The following is a 15,322-nucleotide window of genomic DNA, read 5'->3' as shown; positions in this document are numbered from 1 at the left end:
GGGAGAGGGAATTTTGGGGGATTACTTAACTGCGGTAGAAGAGCCGTCTTTGTGCCATTTGAAGACACCAAATTCGAAGCCTTTCAGATCGCCTTTCTCATCCCAGTTCAGGTTGCCCATCACGGTTGGAACGGCAGCGCCTGTTTTCAGGTTCTTAGCAATTGCATCAGGCTCATCGCTCTTGCTGCGCTCGATACCAGCCACCAGCGACTGAATTGCCGCGTAGGTTGTCCAGACGAACGGACCAGTAGGATCTTTGCGGTTCGACGCGGTGTTGGCTTTGATCGCATCAACAATTGCCTTGTTTTCTGGCAGTTGGTCGTAGCGCTTCGGCAGCGTTACGAACAGGCCTTCAGAAGCATCACCTGCGATGTTAGACAGAGAAGCGTTGCCCACGCCTTCCGGGCCCATGAAGCCCGCGTTCAGGCCAGCGGATTTTGCCTGACGCAGAATCTGGCCCAGCTCCGGGTAGTAACCGCCGTAGTAAACGAAATCGACGTTCTCTTTCTTCAGGCGCGCAATCAGCGTGGAGAAGTCTTTATCACCGGCGGTAATACCTTCAAACAGCACTACGTTGCCGCCTTTGGCTTTCAGGGTTTTCTGCACGGATTCCGCCAGACCCTGGCCATATTGCTGCTTGTCATGCACTACAGCGATACGTTTTGGTTTGATGTGGTCGAGAATGTAGGTCGCCGCCGTTGGGCCCTGATCGGAATCCAGACCGGTAGTACGCAGCACGTCAGCATAGCCACGCGCAGTCAGTTCTGGCGCGGTCGCGGCTGGGGTGATCATCAGCACGCCTTCGTCGTTATAGATGTCTGAAGCAGGCTGAGTAGAGGAGGAGCACAGGTGGCCGATAACGTATTTAATGCCGTCGTTAACCACTTTGTTGGCAACCGCAACCGCTTGTTTCGGGTCACAGGCATCGTCATATTCCACGCCAACCAGTTTGTCACCGTTAACGCCGCCTTTGGCGTTGATGTCCTTAATCGCTTGCGCGGCACCGGTAAACTGCATGTCACCGTACTGCGCGACCGGACCGGTTGATGCGCCTACGATGGCAATTTTAATGTCTTTCGCCAGCGCCGCATGGCTCATCGCCAGGGCAACGCAGCCCGCCAATAATGCGCGTCCTTTACTCATTTTCATGCGAACTTCCCCATCTGTTGTGTCGTGTTTGTTGTGATTGTTTATTTTCTGCCAGTCAAAGAGGAAAACTCATTCTGCAATAATGGGTTAGCACGCTTTTCTGGCATTTATAGGTAATAAGGCTTTATTTTTCAGGTTATTAAACAGGAACTTTCTTCTGTAAATCAACTGACATATTCAGAATTGGCTGAGTGGATCAGCAGAATCGTCTGGTTGTTATGGCCGATTTTTCAGCAGGATACCAGCGCGTTATGCTGGCTTTTTCGGCTATCGCTGATGGCTTACTCCACAATCATGGCAAACTGGCTGGCATTTGACCTATTTTTACCAGAAAAAAGTGACAGCGCTCTGACTGTCTAAATTCGCTACACTATCGCCTTTGCACTAGTACAGGTATTAGGTATGAAGCTGACAATCCAGCGCTTAGCATCGTTAACCGCTCAGGATCGTATCGATTTAGCTAAAGTCTGGCCGGAAATCGATATTGTGCAACTGGAAGCGCGGCTCAGCGACACGCAGCGTCTGTATGCGGCGCGTTTTAACGACAGATTGCTGGCGGCGCTGCAGCTGACCATCAGCGGCACGCAGGGGAAAATCACCCATCTCAACGTGCGTGAAGTCACACGTCGACGTGGCGTGGGACAATACTTGCTGGAAGAGACGATGGCGCAGAACAGCGCGTTAGCGGATTGGTGGATTGCCGATGACGGCGACGCCGATCAAGGCGTTCGTGCGGCGTTTATGCAGGCATGTGGTTTTCGTGCGCAGGCTGATGGTTGGGTGCGCTGAAGGGATTTCGTGCGGTTGGTGAAACGGTGCGCATAAATGCGCACCCTACGAAACCGCGCATGGGAATCCGCACCGTCGAAACCGCGCACGGGAATCCGCACCGTCGAAACCGCGCATGGGAATCCGCAACGTTTGTCGTAGGGTCGCCATTCATGGCGACCAGGCTAAAAATGGGGCAACCAGCCAATAAAAAGGGCGACTTAAAAGTCGCCCCGTTTTTCCACCCGATCGCTATCAGGCTTCAATCGCCACACGCAGTTTCTTCATGGCGTTCTTTTCCAACTGACGCACGCGCTCTGCAGAGACGCCGTATTTGTCGGCCAGCTCCTGCAGCGTGGTTTTGTTGTCATCGTCCAGCCAGCGGGCACGGATAATATCCTGACTACGCTCGTCGAGGCTCAGCATCGCATCGCTCAGCTTATCAGCTGCATGTGCATCCCAGTTATCCTCTTCAATGCCATCGGCAAAGTCAGAGGTTTTATCCTGCAGATACAGCACTGGCGCCATTGATTTGCCTTCGCCTGCTTCGTCATCAGACGACATGTCGAAAGTCATATCCTGCGCGGCCATGCGCGATTCCATTTCCAGCACGTCTTTGCTGCTCACGCCCAGCTCGCGTGCGACCATTTCCACTTCGTCCTGGTTGAACCAACCGAGACGCTGCTTGCTTTTACGCAGGTTAAAGAACAGCTTACGCTGAGCTTTGGTGGTCGCGACTTTCACAATACGCCAGTTACGCAGCACGTATTCGTGAATCTCTGCTTTAATCCAGTGCACGGCAAACGACACCAGACGCACGCCGACTTCAGGATTGAAGCGACGCACCGCCTTCATCAGGCCGATGTTACCTTCCTGAATCAGGTCTGCCTGCGGCAAGCCGTAACCGGAGTAGTTACGAGCAATATGAACAACAAAGCGCAGGTGAGACAGGATCAGCGTCTTAGCTGCATCCAGATCGCCCTGGTAATGCAGCCGCTCAGCCAATGCTTTTTCCTCTTCTGCCGTCAGCACCGGCCAGTTGTTAGCAGCCCGGACGTAAGATTCCAGGTTACCCAGAGGAGCAATCGCTAAAGTTTGCATTTCTTTGGTCATTCAAACCCTCACAAATTCAATGGACTTGCTGCACGGTATTTTGCGCAGACGCTACATTATGTCAACGTCACGAGAAAACCAGAAGCAATCTGTGCTACTTGGACGACAAAGTTATCCACAAGTTCAATTATAGCAGTGAATATTTTACACACAGATGACGGCGGGGGATATAGGAGAATTCCTCTGCTCCCAGGTCGTCGGCAGCAGAGGAAGAGTATATCAAAAAACGTTGCTTTTGGTTACTGCGGCGTAAAACGGCGTAAATGTTGTACCGTTGCCAGCCAGGCAGCAATCCAGCCGATGATGGCAGCGATCAGCAGTAACAGCAGCCCTTCGTCCCAGGAAAAACCTTCCAGCACAAAAGTGGTACCGAATACCGTTGCCACTTGCGCCACTACCGATTGCAGACGCAACACCAGTACTTCGGAGAGCAGCAGCGACAGCACCGCGCCACCAAAGCCTAACAGCGCACCGCCGTACAGGAAGGGACGCAGGATAAAGCCGTCGGTAGCACCAATCAGCTTCTGCACGTTAATGGTATCGCGCCGCGCAAAGATGCTGAGCCGCACACTGTTACCGATCACCAGGAACACCGCGACCACCATCAGCAGGCCAATCATTGAGGCAATCTGCCCCACCAGCCCGGTTAACGCCGCTAAACGCGCGAACCAGCTGTCATCCATGCGCACTTCATCAACGCCCTGCACTTTCGCAACGCGATCGCGCAGATTCGCCATGGTGTCCGAATTCTGGAAATTGAGTTTTGGCGTGATGATAGCCACCGCCGGCAGCGGATTCTGCTCCAGCATATCCATCGAACCACCAAAACCAGACCAGTTGCGGAACTCATTCAGCGCTTCTTCGCGGGTCAAGTAATTGACGTTATCCACGCCATCGAGTTGCTTGAGTTGCGCGGTGACGTTCTCCGCTGCGGTATCATCCAGCGCTTTATCCAGATACACCGTTAACTGCGGCGCGGGATACCACTGCGTCGCCGCCTGGCTGACGTTCTTCCACACCATGTAGCACACGCTTGGCAGCGTCAGGGAAATGGCGATCACCATCACCGTCAGCAGCGTTGCCAGCGGTTGGCGCCACATATCCGATAACGTGCCACGCAGCGCATAGCGCCACTGCTCCTGCCAGCCGCCTTTCAGCGCCTTGCTTTTGGAAGGCTGCTTCGCTTTCGGCGCAGGCGCGCGCTTGTTGCGCTTATTGACCATCGTGGCCTCCGTGCAGACGTCCCTGATTGAGCGTCATCACGCGGTAATTCCGGCGTGCAATCAGCCCGACATCGTGCGTTGCCATTAACACCGTGACGCCAACGCGGTTGAACTCTTCGAACAGGCGCAGGATGTCTTCCGACAGCGCGTTGTCGAGGTTACCGGTGGGTTCATCCGCCAGCAGCACCGCAGGCTTGTTCACCACCGCGCGAGCAATGCCGACGCGCTGTTGTTCACCGCCAGAGAGCTGAATCGGATAGCTTTTCGCTTTGTCGAGCAGGCCGACTTTATCCAGCGCTGCCGACACGCGACGACGAATATCTTCGCCGCTGGCCCCGGAAATAATCAGTGGGATCGCTACGTTGTCGTAGACCGAACGATCCATCAACAAATGGTGATCCTGGAAAATCATGCCGATCTGACGTCGCAGGAAAGGCACTTCGCTGTGACGCAGACGCGAAATATCGTGGCCGCTGAACCAGATCTGCCCGGCGCTCGGGCGCTCAATGCCACAAATCAGCTTCAGTAAGGTACTTTTCCCCGCGCCGGAATGGCCGGTCAGGAACGCCATTTCGCCGGGACGCAGATGAAAATCCACTCCCTGCAGCGCCTGACGTCCTCCCAGGTAAGCTTTACTGACCTCTTCAAAGCGAATCATCCCAATCATTCCTCTCGGGCAAACAGTGCCTCAATAAAGTCTGCGGCCTTAAACGGCCGTAAATCCTCGATGCCTTCCCCAACACCGATATAACGAATCGGAATGCCGAACTGATCGGCAACCGAGAAGATCACGCCGCCTTTCGCGGTGCCATCCAGTTTCGTCAGGGTGATGCCGGTCAGGCCCACCGCTTCATGGAACAGTTTGGCCTGGCTGATGGCGTTTTGCCCGGTGCTGGCGTCGAGCGTCAGCATCACTTCATGCGGCGCATCTTCATCCAGCTTCTTCATCACGCGGGTAATTTTTTTCAGCTCTTCCATCAGATGCGATTTGTTCTGCAGGCGACCAGCGGTATCAGCGATCAGTACATCCACATTGCGTGACTTGGCGGCCTGAATAGCGTCAAAAATCACCGAGGCAGAATCTGCGCCGGTATGCTGCGCCACCACAGGAATGTTGTTGCGCTGGCCCCAAACCTGCAGCTGCTCAACGGCGGCGGCACGGAAGGTATCACCCGCTGCCAGCATCACCGATTTGCCCTGCGCCTGATACTGACGCGCCAGCTTACCGATGGTGGTGGTTTTACCCACGCCGTTGACGCCCACCATCAGGATGACGAAGGGCGTTTTGCCACCCACTTCCAGCGGCTGATCCACTTTTTCCAGAATGCCGGACATTTCAGCTTTCAGCAGGCCATACAGCGCTTCGGCATCGCGCAGCTGCTTGCGGTTAGCCTGTTGTGTCAGATTGGTGATGATGCGGCGCGTGGTTTCAACGCCAACGTCGGCAATCAGCAGCTGCTCTTCCAGCTCTTCAAACAGATCGTCATCGATTTTCTTACCGCGGAACAGGCCGATAAAGCCCGAACCGAGGTTTTCACGGGTTTTAACCAGGCTGCGTTTCAGACGGGCGAAAAAGCCCTCTTTGGTAGGACGCTCCTGCTCCTGCGCAATCATCGGCGCAGCAGCCAGAGGCAGATCGCTCACGGTATCCTGCGTAGCTTCGGCTAGCTCGGCATCTTCCGCATAGGTTTCCGCTAACGCCAGCGCTTCCAGTTCTTCATCGCTTAAAGGCGCTTCTTCATCCAGTTCTGGCTCAAGCGCCAGCTCTTCCAGCTGCGGCTCTTCTTCGATTGGAGCCACATCCGGCTGCGTTATCTCTTCCGGCAGCACTTCTTCAACGATTGCGGTAACCGGCTCAGGTTCATGCGGCTCGATAACCGGCTCTTCAATCAGTTCCGGTTCAACCTGCTGCTGTTCCGCCACCTGCTCGGTGACGGCGACGGTTTCGACAGCCTGCGCTTCGGCGCGATCGAGCGCACTCTCTTCAACGGCAGGCTCAGCGACCACCTCGGTGGTTTGCTGCTGCTCTTCAGCAGGTTGTTGCGTCTCTTCTTCTTTGCCAAAGCCTAACCAGGAAAAAAAGCCGCGTTTTTTCTCTTTTGCCATTGTGTGACCCTACTCCTCGATGGCTTATTCCCGGTAGCACGCTTGTTCCCAGGGGATAAAATATTCAATTTTAAGCGGGTGAGCGGCGTAAAAATCAGGTAATTACGCGCACTATACCAACTCAGTAGTCTAACACTTTCCAGCCAGCGCACCACAGCACCCTTTTTTAACGTTTCTTCTGCCCGCTACGCCCGTTAAACTAAGCAACAAATTATGACGAGTTGTGAGCGAAATGAGTAAATCCCCCCGCAGCAGCAGCGCTGGCCAGATCCGCATCATTGGCGGTCAGTGGCGCGGCCGTAAATTACCGGTGCCGGATAGCGCAGGTCTGCGCCCCACCACCGATCGCGTACGTGAAACCCTGTTCAACTGGCTGGCACCGGATATCCAGGAAGCGCGCTGCCTCGATTGTTTCGCCGGCAGCGGCGCGTTAGGGCTGGAAGCGCTGTCTCGTTATGCGGCTTCAGCCACGCTGCTGGAGCTGGAGCGTTCAGTGGCGCAACAGCTGTCACAGAACCTGCAAACGCTGCGCGCCACCCAGGCCAAGGTGGTGCAAATCAACACGCTGCAGTGGCTGAGTCAGCCGGGCGAGCCGTTTGACGTGGTGTTTGTTGATCCGCCGTTCCGTAAAGGGTTGTTACAGGAAACGTTGACGCTGCTGGAGCAGAATGGCTGGTTAGCGGCTGAAGCGCTGATTTATGTCGAGAGCGAAGTGGAAAACGGCACGCCCGTAGCACCCGCGAATTGGGATTTGTATCGCGAGAAGATTGCCGGTCAGGTGGCTTATCGCCTTTATCAACGTCAACAGGAGACGCACGATGTGGCTTAATTTGGGACGTTTACTGATGATTTGCGTCTGGGCCTTTTTGCTGCTCAATCTGGTGCAACCTTTCCCAACGCCGCTGCGCTATTTCGTGCACGTGGCACTGTTCTTTATGGTGATTATGCACGGCCTGCAGCTGGTGTTGCTGCGCGCGACCCAGCCGAAAGACGCGCCGAAACTGAGCGGCGTAACCCAGGCGAAGATCTTCTTCTTTGGCGTGTTTGAGCTGCTGGCATGGCAGAAAAAGCATTATCCGAAGATGTAAGTTCGTGCGGTTTGTGACCAGGTCGCCATGATTGTGCGGTTTGTGGCCAGGTCGCCATGAATGGCGACCCTACGGAGCCGGGGTAAAACTCACAAAACGCGTGCCCTTCATCTTCAACTCGCCCTTCGCGCCCTTATCGATCTGGTGATACTCGTTCGCGTTCACCGTCACTTTAATATCGCTGGCACCGTTCAGCGGATGGAACCAGGCTTCATACTTCATATCTTCCGCCACAATCTCTTCGCGCTGACGTGAACGGCGATTGGGCGACGGAAATTCGCGTTTGGTTTTCACTTCCACGCTCAGCGAGCGCACCGGCGAGGCATCGTTCACCGCCGTTTCGCGGCGCTGTTTAATAAACTGACGGGTTGCCAAAACGGCAATAATGGCCAGTACGATGAAAAAGATTAGCGGTGGTTTGCTCATGATTTATCTCGTGCTTTGCGTTAATTCGGAACGGGTAAAGACGACAAAGCATACAACCAGAGTCGGCTGATTGTCACATTTGGCGGCGGTAACTTACACTGAGAGGGTGATTTTGGGAAAATTCATCAAACTGGCGGACATTTCGTCCAGAAAAGGGAGAAAAAATGCTTTGGTCTTTCCTTGCCGTACTTTTTTCCGGCTGGCTCTACGTCGATGCTTCATACCGCGGTCCGCAATGGCAACGCTGGCTATTTAAACCTGTCACCTTGCTGTTGCTCGTTGCCTGGGCGTGGCAAGCTCCAACCTTCAACACCACCGATTATTTGATTCTGGCCGGTCTGGTCGCCACGCTGGTGGGTGACGCCTTAATGCTGTTGCCGCGTCAGCAAATGCTCTATGCGCTGGGCGCGTTCTTCCTGTCGCATCTGCTGTACACCATCAGTTTTGCCGCGCACATGACCATGAGTTTCTTCTGGCCGATTCCTCTCACCTTCCTGATTATTGGTGTGATTGTTATCGGGATTCTGTGGAGCAAACTGGAAGATCTGCGCTGGCCGATCTGCACCTTAATCGGCATGACGCTGGTGATGAACTGGATGGCGGCGGAGAACTACTTCTTCCGTCCAACTGACTTCAGCTTCTCGCTGCTGGTTGGTGCCGCGTTGCTGCTATTAGCTAATATTGTCTGGTTTATCTCGCATTATCGCCGCCGTTTCAGCGCCGATAGCGCCATCGTCGCCGCCTGCTACTTCGCCGGTCACTTCATGATTGCGCGTTCACTGTGGCTCTACTGAAGATAACGTCACCTTCCGCTTGACTCTGGAGTCCACTCCAGAGTGTAGCATTAGGGCGCGGGCATCAGCCCGCCCCTGATTCCGGAGGTTATATGCATCAACATGCTCACCCTTGCCGTTGTGGCAAATCTCACCGTCAGCCGCAGCCGCTGTGCTCAATTCGCAGCATAAAACCCGCAACTTTAAAAATCTCCGCAGCGCAGCCCGTTACACCAGACAGCGATTGCGGCTGCTGTGACAGCGACAGCGGATCGCCCGGCGGCGAAAGCGACGCCGAAAGCGACAGGCCCGCGCTCTCCTCACATCAATTCCGCTGGCAGATTGCGGGCATGGATTGCCCCAGCTGCGCGCGCAAAATTGAAACCGCCGTGCAACGTGTGCCGCAGGTACAGCAAGCTCGCGTGATTTTTGCCAGTGAAAAACTGGTGGTCGATGCCGACCAGGATATCCGCGCCACCATCGAACAGGTGGTGAAAAATGCCGGCTTCACGCTGAGCGCCAGCGACTCTCAATCGCCTCCACAACCTGAAAGCCGCTGGCAGGAAAATGCCGGTTTGCTGCTGCTTGGCGGATTGATGCTCGCCAGTTGGCTGCTGAGCCAGGTTGCGCCGATTTGGGGCGATCGCCTGTTTATCGCCACCACCTTGGTTGGCCTTGTACCTATCGCGCGCAGCGCCTGGAAACTGCTGCGCAGCGGTTCGCCGTTCAGCATTGAGATGCTGATGACCATTGCCGCCGCCGGTGCGCTGGTGATTGGCGCGCACGCCGAAGCCGCGATGGTGCTGCTGCTGTTTCAACTGGGTGAACGCCTCGAAGCTTACGCTGCCGCACGCGCACGCCGTGGTGTCACCGCGCTGATGGCGCTGCGTCCTGATACCGCCACGCGCATCAACGGCACGCAGCGGGAAAACGTCCGCTTAGAGGCGCTGCAACCCGGCGATGTGATTGAAGTGGCGGCCGGCGGTCGTTTACCGGCCGATGGCGAACTGTTGCAGGCCAGCGCCAGCTTTGATGAAAGCGCGCTAACTGGAGAATCGCTGCCGGTGGCGCGTGAGCCTGGCGAACAGATTATGGCCGGTGCCACCAGCCTCGATCGTTTGGTGACGCTGAAAGTCATTTCCCAGCCCGGCCAAAGTGCCATTGACCGCATTCTGCAACTGATTGAGGAAGCCGAAACCCACCGTGCGCCGGTTGAGCGTTTTATCGATCGCTTTAGCCGCATTTATACGCCCGCCATTATGCTGCTGGCGCTGCTGGTGATGGTGCTGCCGCCGCTGCTCGGCTTTGGCGAATGGTTGCTGTGGATTTATAAAGGGCTGACGCTGCTGCTGATTGGTTGCCCGTGTGCACTGGTAATCTCGACGCCTGCCGCCATCACCTCCGGCCTGGCCGCTGCCGCGCGTCAGGGCGCGCTGATTAAAGGCGGCGCGGCGCTGGAGCGTCTCAGTCGCGTGAGTATGATGGCGTTCGACAAAACCGGCACGCTGACCGCCGGTAAACCGCAGATCAGCCACATCCAACCCTTTGGCGCGATGGCGGAAGACAATCTGCTGAGTATCGCCGCCGCCGTTGAACAAGGTTCTACCCATCCGCTGGCGCGAGCGATTGTCAGCGAAGCCGAGCGTCGCGCGCTCACCATTCCACAAGCTGCACAGCAGCAAACCCTTGCCGGCAGCGGCATTCGTGCCGCGATCGCAGGCGTAACCTATCAGCTGCTGACGCCGCGCGAAGTCGGCCATCTCGATGGTGCACAGCAACAGCAGATTGCTGAATTGGAAGCGCAGGGCCAAACCGTGGTGCTGCTGTTACAAGAACAGCAGGTGCTGGGCGCGTTAGCGTTGCAGGATCAGTTGCGCAGCGAAGCACTCAACGCGCTGGCTGAGCTGCAGAAGCTTGGCGTGAATAGCGTGATGCTCACCGGCGACAATCCACGCGCGGCCGCCGCCATTGCGGCTGAACTCAACATCGATTATCGCGCGGGTTTGCTGCCCGCTGATAAAGTTGAAGCAATAAGAACGCTGGGCGCACAGCAATCACTGGCGATGGTTGGTGATGGTATTAACGATGCGCCCGCCATGAAGGCCGCCACCATTGGCATTGCGATGGGCAGCGGCACCGATGTGGCGCTGGAAGCGGCGGATGTGGCATTAACGCAAAACCAGCTGGCGATTCTGCCGCGCACCATTGTGCTGGCACGGCGTACGCGCGCCATCATTCGTCAGAACGTGGCGCTGGCGTTGGGATTAAAGGCGATTTTTCTGGTCACCACGCTGCTCGGCTTCACCGGTTTGTGGCTGGCGGTCTTAGCGGATTCTGGTGCCACCGCACTGGTGACAGCCAACGCGCTGCGCTTGCTGCGTCAGCGTTAGGCGCCTTTTTTAATCAGAAACTGGTACGGCAGGCTTTCGGTCTGCTGTGCCAGCAACTCATGCTCCATAAAGCGGCAGAAACCGGGAATATCGCGCGTGGTGGCGGGATCGTCAGCAATGATCAGCAAGGTTTCACCGGCCTGCATGCTGCGCACGGTTTTACGCACCATCATTACCGGCTCCGGGCAGCGCAGGCCAAGGGCATCAAGCTGATGGTCTGGCGCAGAAAAGGGATCGCTCATGATTCTCTGTCAGTTGTTAGTGATGGGCGCTCATTCTAGCGCGCGAATGAGCCAACGCAAGGCGATAACGATTGCGTTAAAATTAACCATTGCATAAATTGCGCAACGCGTTAAGATGCCGCCGATTTTTTATTTACCATCGTGCCAACGCGCGAACCTGGGTTCCCTCACCCCATCACTAAAAAGGCTTACAATGATCAACTTCTCTGCACGTCAGCGCATGCATGCGCTGTTTTGGCTATCGCTTTTCCATCTGCTGGTGATCACGTCCAGTAACTATCTGGTACAGCTGCCGGTTTCCATCTTCGGCTTCCACACCACATGGGGCGCGTTTAGCTTTCCGTTTATTTTCCTCGCTACCGATCTGACCGTGCGCATCTTTGGCGCGCCGCTGGCTCGTCGCATTATTCTGGCGGTGATGATTCCTGCGCTGGTGATCTCCTACATCGTTTCCTGCGTGTTCTATCAGGGCGAATGGCAAGGTTGGGCATCACTGGAAGAGGTGAATCTGTTTGTTGCACGTATCGCCTGCGCCAGCTTTATGGCTTATGCGCTGGGACAGATTCTCGACGTCCACGTTTTTAACCGTTTGCGCCGTTTATCGCAGTGGTGGATTGCCCCAGCGGCAGCGATGTTCCTCGGTAATATCAGCGATACGCTGGCCTTCTTTTTCATCGCTTTCTACAAGAGTCCAGACCCGTTTATGGCGGCACATTGGGTCGAAATCGCACTGGTGGATTACAGCTTCAAAGTGCTGATCTGCATGATTTTCTTCCTGCCTGCTTACGGCGTGCTGCTGAATGCCATGCTGAAGCGCCTAGCCGAACGTTCTGCGCAGCAGCAGATCAATTTCGGCTAATTGCACATAGACGAAACGCTAGGGCACGCTAAGATTTCCTGACACTCCGGCGGTTGCTTTTAACCGCCGATTCCGTTTTGATAACGCCTGACTGGAATCATGTAAAAGGGAAAAGAATGCGTAACGTAGTGAAATATGTGGGTATTGGCCTGTTGGTTATCGGCCTGGCGGCATGTGACCAGAAGAAAGATGATGCGGCAGCGAACAGCAACGGTGCGAGCGCCAGCCAGTCGGCCCAGACGGTTAACCTGATGGACGGCAAACTGAGCTTCTCACTGCCTGCGGGCATGTCTGACAAGAGCGGCAAGCTCGGCTCTGAATCCACCAACATGCACGTCTATGCCGACGAAACCGGTCAGCGCGCGATTATCGTGATTGCCGGCGATCCAACCAACGAAGCGCTTGATGCGCTGGCACAGCGTCTGGAACAGCAGCAGCGCGGTCGTGATCCACAGCTGCAGGTGGTGTCTAACAAAGCGGTGACGCTGAAAGACCAGCCGGCACAGCAGCTGGATACAGTGATTTCTGCCAACAATCAGACCTCATGGTCTTCGGTGATTCTGGCAAAAGTGGACGGCAAACTGCTAACGCTGCAGATTACCTTACCAGCGGATAACCAACAGCAAGCACAGAGCGATGCTGATGGCATTGTGAAAAGCATCACGTTGAAATAAGCCTTAAAACGGTCGCCATGAATGGCGACCTGGTTCTGCAATCCCCGCCTTACAATCTCACTGGCGAAATGTGCCAGATCTCATCCGCATACTCCTGAATGGTGCGGTCCGACGAGAAATAACCCATATTGGCGATATTCAACGCCGCGCTGCGTTGCCACTTATCCGGCTGACGATAAAGCTTGTCCACCTTGTCCTGCGTATCCACATAGCTGCGATAATCCGCCAGCAGCTGATAGTGATCGCCGAAGTTCACCAGCGCATCAAACAGATTACGGTAGCGCCCTGGCTCCTGCGGGCTGAACACGCCGCTGGCGATTTGCGTCAGCGCTTGATGCAGCTCGGGATCGTCCTCGTAATACTTACGCGGGTTGTAACCGTCGGTGCGCAGCTTCTCGACCTGCGGCGTGGTGTTGCCGAAGATAAAGATATTCTCCTTGCCGACATGCTCCAGCATCTCAACGTTTGCGCCATCCAGCGTGCCGATCGTTAACGCGCCGTTCAGCGCAAACTTCATGTTACTGGTACCCGACGCTTCAGTTCCCGCCGTTGAAATCTGCTCGGAGAGATCCGCCGCCGGAATGATGATCTGCGCCAGGCTCACGCCATAGTTCGGAATGAACACCACCTTCAGCTTGTTCTTCACCTGCGGATCGTTGTTGATCACATTGGCGACATCGTTGATCAGGTGAATGATGTGCTTCGCCACGTAATAGGCCGAGGCCGCTTTACCGGCGAAGATATTAACGCGCGGCACCCATTCTGCGCTGGGATCGGCCTTGATGCGGTTGTAGCGCGTAATCACATGCAGCACGTTCAGCAGCTGACGTTTATATTCGTGGATGCGCTTAATCTGCACATCGAACAGCGCATGCGGATCAAGCACGATATCCATGTTCTTCGCCACCCAATCCGCCAGACGTTTCTTGTTGGCGAACTTGGCGTCGGCGATCTGTTCGATAAAGGCCGGATAATCGACCTGCGTGGACAGTTCATTGAGCTGGCCGAGATCGGTTCGCCAGTTGCGGCCAATCGCCTCATCCAGCACGTCGGAGAGCGCCGGATTGGCCAGCGCCAGCCAGCGACGTGGCGTCACGCCGTTGGTTTTATTGCAGAAACGGCCAGGGAACAGACGCGCGAAGTCAGCGAACAGCGATTGCACCATCAAGTTGGAATGCAGCTCCGACACGCCGTTTACCTTGTGACTCACCACCACCGCCAGCCACGCCATACGAATGCGGCGGCCGTCGTTTTCGTCGATGATTGAGATACGCGACATCAAGTCCCAATCATCCGGATAGTATTCCTGGATAGTTTTCAGGAAGTAGTCGTTGATTTCAAAGATGATGCTGAGATGACGCGGCAGGATCTTGCCGATCATATCCACCGGCCAGGTTTCCAGCGCTTCGGTCATCAGCGTGTGGTTGGTGTAGGAGAACACCTGACAGGTCACTTCAAAGGCATCGTCCCAGCTGAATTTCTGCTCATCGATCAGCAGACGCATCAGTTCCGGAATTGCCAGCACCGGATGCGTATCATTGAGGTGGATGGCAATTTTGTCTGGCAGATTGTCCCAGGTTTCATGCATCTGCCAGTGACGATTGAGAATATCCTGCACCGTCGAGGAGACGAGGAAATACTCCTGACGAAGACGCAGCTCGCGCCCCGAATAGGTGGAGTCATCGGGATAGAGCACGCGTGACACGTTTTCCGAGTGGTTTTTATCTTCTACTGCGGCAAAGTAATCGCCCTGATTGAACTTACCGAGGTTGATTTCGTTACTGGCCTGCGCGCCCCACAGACGCAGCGTGTTGGTGGCATCGGTATCAAAACCGGGAATGATTTGATCGTAAGCCATCGCCACGATCTCCTCGGTTTCCACCCAGCGTACCCGCGCGCCTTCGTGCTGCAAGCGGCCACCGAAGCGCACTTTGTAGCGCGTGTTAAAGCGTTGAAACTCCCACGGATTGCCGTATTCCAGCCAGTAATCCGGCGATTCGCGCTGTTGCCCATCAACGATGTTCTGCTTAAACATGCCGTAATCGTAACGGATGCCGTAGCCGCGCCCCGGCAAACCGAGCGTGGCGAGCGAATCGAGGAAGCAGGCCGCTAAACGTCCCAAACCGCCGTTGCCGAGGCCAGGATCGTTCTCCTCTTCCATCAGCTCGCTGAGGTCGAGTCCCATCTCCTCCAGCGCCTGATTGAGATCCTCATAAATGCCCATCGCCAGCAACGCGTTGCCGAGCGTGCGCCCCATCAGGAACTCCATCGACAGATAATAAACCTGTCGCACATCCTGCGAGAGCTGCGCGCGGCTGGAGCGCAGCCAACGTTCCACCATGCGATCACGCACCGCCAGCAGCGCGGCGTTGAGCCACTCATGCTTATTCGCAATCGATGGATCTTTACCAATAGTAAACATCAGCTTATAGGCGATTGAGTGCTTCAGCGCATCAACCGTCAGCGTGGGTGAGGCATAGGTGAAAGGTGCATTCATATCAAGTATCCCAA

15 protein-coding genes are annotated in these 15,322 nt (G+C 55.5%); 7 read left to right on the top strand and 8 right to left on the bottom strand.

Features of this window, described 5'->3' with window-relative positions; translation table 11 throughout:
- Nucleotides 1-21 precede the first annotated feature (21 nt).
- Nucleotides 22-1,149: a branched-chain amino acid ABC transporter substrate-binding protein gene (locus ACXIZX_RS00885; protein ID WP_479403447.1), complete on the bottom strand. Its 1,128-nt coding sequence runs from the start codon at nucleotides 1,147-1,149 to the stop codon at nucleotides 22-24.
- 402 nt (nucleotides 1,150-1,551) lie between these two features.
- On the opposite strand from ACXIZX_RS00885, the gene panM reads away from it, so the two are divergent.
- Complete coding sequence (panM, locus tag ACXIZX_RS00880) at nucleotides 1,552-1,938, top strand: aspartate 1-decarboxylase autocleavage activator PanM (protein ID WP_479403446.1); 387 nt, start codon at nucleotides 1,552-1,554, stop codon at nucleotides 1,936-1,938.
- Between the two features lie 234 nt (nucleotides 1,939-2,172).
- Here the strand turns inward: panM and rpoH are convergent, their stop codons facing one another.
- The 4 genes from rpoH to ftsY all read right to left on the bottom strand — a co-directional run bounded on the left by rpoH (nucleotide 2,173) and on the right by ftsY (nucleotide 6,359).
- A complete protein-coding gene (gene rpoH / locus ACXIZX_RS00875; RefSeq protein WP_008109892.1) occupies nucleotides 2,173-3,030 on the bottom strand; it encodes an RNA polymerase sigma factor RpoH in 858 nt (285 codons plus the stop codon).
- Nucleotides 3,031-3,269: 239 nt separating this feature from the next.
- The gene (gene ftsX / locus ACXIZX_RS00870; protein ID WP_008109891.1) at nucleotides 3,270-4,253 is read right to left on the bottom strand and encodes a permease-like cell division protein FtsX; all 984 of its coding nucleotides are present in this window, start codon (nucleotides 4,251-4,253) and stop codon (nucleotides 3,270-3,272) included.
- Nucleotides 4,243-4,911 (bottom strand): cell division ATP-binding protein FtsE, encoded by a 669-nt coding sequence (gene ftsE / locus ACXIZX_RS00865; RefSeq protein ID WP_008109888.1) that lies wholly within the window; start codon nucleotides 4,909-4,911, stop codon nucleotides 4,243-4,245. Before ftsE ends, ftsX begins: the two co-directional genes overlap by 11 nt.
- 5 nt (nucleotides 4,912-4,916) lie before the next feature.
- Nucleotides 4,917-6,359 carry a signal recognition particle-docking protein FtsY gene (gene ftsY / locus ACXIZX_RS00860; RefSeq protein ID WP_179451809.1) on the bottom strand — a complete coding sequence of 481 codons (1,443 nt, stop codon included), beginning with the start codon at nucleotides 6,357-6,359 and terminating at the stop codon, nucleotides 4,917-4,919.
- Between the two features lie 232 nt (nucleotides 6,360-6,591).
- Here ftsY and rsmD point away from each other — a divergent pair, with 232 nt between their 5' ends.
- Entirely contained in the window at nucleotides 6,592-7,188 is a 597-nt protein-coding gene (gene rsmD / locus ACXIZX_RS00855; RefSeq protein ID WP_179451808.1) for a 16S rRNA (guanine(966)-N(2))-methyltransferase, read from the top strand.
- Nucleotides 7,178-7,447, top strand: a complete 270-nt coding sequence (locus ACXIZX_RS00850; protein WP_008109883.1) for a DUF1145 family protein — start codon at nucleotides 7,178-7,180, stop codon at nucleotides 7,445-7,447. Before rsmD ends, ACXIZX_RS00850 begins: the two co-directional genes overlap by 11 nt.
- A gap of 69 nt (nucleotides 7,448-7,516) precedes the next feature.
- Here the strand turns inward: ACXIZX_RS00850 and ACXIZX_RS00845 are convergent, their stop codons facing one another.
- A complete protein-coding gene (locus ACXIZX_RS00845; protein WP_008109881.1) occupies nucleotides 7,517-7,873 on the bottom strand; it encodes a DUF2500 domain-containing protein in 357 nt (118 codons plus the stop codon).
- A gap of 164 nt (nucleotides 7,874-8,037) precedes the next feature.
- Here ACXIZX_RS00845 and ACXIZX_RS00840 point away from each other — a divergent pair, with 164 nt between their 5' ends.
- The gene (locus tag ACXIZX_RS00840; RefSeq protein WP_008109879.1) at nucleotides 8,038-8,667 is read left to right on the top strand and encodes a lysoplasmalogenase; all 630 of its coding nucleotides are present in this window, start codon (nucleotides 8,038-8,040) and stop codon (nucleotides 8,665-8,667) included.
- A 92-nt stretch (nucleotides 8,668-8,759) separates the two neighbouring features.
- Complete coding sequence (locus ACXIZX_RS00835) at nucleotides 8,760-11,036, top strand: zinc/cadmium/mercury/lead-transporting ATPase (protein WP_479403445.1); 2,277 nt, start codon at nucleotides 8,760-8,762, stop codon at nucleotides 11,034-11,036.
- Here ACXIZX_RS00835 and tusA read toward each other — a convergent pair.
- Nucleotides 11,033-11,278: a sulfurtransferase TusA gene (tusA, locus tag ACXIZX_RS00830; protein WP_036649974.1), complete on the bottom strand. Its 246-nt coding sequence runs from the start codon at nucleotides 11,276-11,278 to the stop codon at nucleotides 11,033-11,035. The genes ACXIZX_RS00835 and tusA overlap by 4 nt on opposite strands.
- A gap of 193 nt (nucleotides 11,279-11,471) precedes the next feature.
- On the opposite strand from tusA, the gene ACXIZX_RS00825 reads away from it, so the two are divergent.
- Both ACXIZX_RS00825 and ACXIZX_RS00820 read left to right on the top strand, forming a co-directional pair.
- Complete coding sequence (locus ACXIZX_RS00825; RefSeq protein ID WP_008109874.1) at nucleotides 11,472-12,137, top strand: 7-cyano-7-deazaguanine/7-aminomethyl-7-deazaguanine transporter; 666 nt, start codon at nucleotides 11,472-11,474, stop codon at nucleotides 12,135-12,137.
- A gap of 116 nt (nucleotides 12,138-12,253) precedes the next feature.
- Nucleotides 12,254-12,811, top strand: coding sequence for a DcrB family lipoprotein (locus tag ACXIZX_RS00820; protein WP_061718408.1), 558 nt, complete (start codon nucleotides 12,254-12,256; stop codon nucleotides 12,809-12,811).
- A 49-nt stretch (nucleotides 12,812-12,860) separates the two neighbouring features.
- Here ACXIZX_RS00820 and glgP read toward each other — a convergent pair whose 3' ends face one another.
- Nucleotides 12,861-15,308, bottom strand: a complete 2,448-nt coding sequence (gene glgP, locus ACXIZX_RS00815) for a glycogen phosphorylase (protein ID WP_061718409.1) — start codon at nucleotides 15,306-15,308, stop codon at nucleotides 12,861-12,863.
- Between the last annotated feature and the right edge of the window lie 14 nt (nucleotides 15,309-15,322).

Source organism: Candidatus Pantoea symbiotica (genome assembly GCF_056491525.1).
This window is presented reverse-complemented; position numbering and strand designations above follow the sequence as displayed.

What these genes read in the sequence shown, in the direction of transcription:
- ACXIZX_RS00885 (WP_479403447.1), bottom strand. Translation starts at nt 1,149, where the DNA reads ATGAAAATGAGTAAAGGACGCGCATTATTGGCGGGCTGCGTTGCCCTG.
- panM (WP_479403446.1), top strand. Translation starts at nt 1,552, where the DNA reads ATGAAGCTGACAATCCAGCGCTTAGCATCGTTAACCGCTCAGGATCGT.
- rpoH (WP_008109892.1), bottom strand. Translation starts at nt 3,030, where the DNA reads ATGACCAAAGAAATGCAAACTTTAGCGATTGCTCCTCTGGGTAACCTG.
- ftsX (WP_008109891.1), bottom strand. Translation starts at nt 4,253, where the DNA reads ATGGTCAATAAGCGCAACAAGCGCGCGCCTGCGCCGAAAGCGAAGCAG.
- ftsE (WP_008109888.1), bottom strand. Translation starts at nt 4,911, where the DNA reads ATGATTCGCTTTGAAGAGGTCAGTAAAGCTTACCTGGGAGGACGTCAG.
- ftsY (WP_179451809.1), bottom strand. Translation starts at nt 6,359, where the DNA reads ATGGCAAAAGAGAAAAAACGCGGCTTTTTTTCCTGGTTAGGCTTTGGC.
- rsmD (WP_179451808.1), top strand. Translation starts at nt 6,592, where the DNA reads ATGAGTAAATCCCCCCGCAGCAGCAGCGCTGGCCAGATCCGCATCATT.
- ACXIZX_RS00850 (WP_008109883.1), top strand. Translation starts at nt 7,178, where the DNA reads ATGTGGCTTAATTTGGGACGTTTACTGATGATTTGCGTCTGGGCCTTT.
- ACXIZX_RS00845 (WP_008109881.1), bottom strand. Translation starts at nt 7,873, where the DNA reads ATGAGCAAACCACCGCTAATCTTTTTCATCGTACTGGCCATTATTGCC.
- ACXIZX_RS00840 (WP_008109879.1), top strand. Translation starts at nt 8,038, where the DNA reads ATGCTTTGGTCTTTCCTTGCCGTACTTTTTTCCGGCTGGCTCTACGTC.
- ACXIZX_RS00835 (WP_479403445.1), top strand. Translation starts at nt 8,760, where the DNA reads ATGCATCAACATGCTCACCCTTGCCGTTGTGGCAAATCTCACCGTCAG.
- tusA (WP_036649974.1), bottom strand. Translation starts at nt 11,278, where the DNA reads ATGAGCGATCCCTTTTCTGCGCCAGACCATCAGCTTGATGCCCTTGGC.
- ACXIZX_RS00825 (WP_008109874.1), top strand. Translation starts at nt 11,472, where the DNA reads ATGATCAACTTCTCTGCACGTCAGCGCATGCATGCGCTGTTTTGGCTA.
- ACXIZX_RS00820 (WP_061718408.1), top strand. Translation starts at nt 12,254, where the DNA reads ATGCGTAACGTAGTGAAATATGTGGGTATTGGCCTGTTGGTTATCGGC.
- glgP (WP_061718409.1), bottom strand. Translation starts at nt 15,308, where the DNA reads ATGAATGCACCTTTCACCTATGCCTCACCCACGCTGACGGTTGATGCG.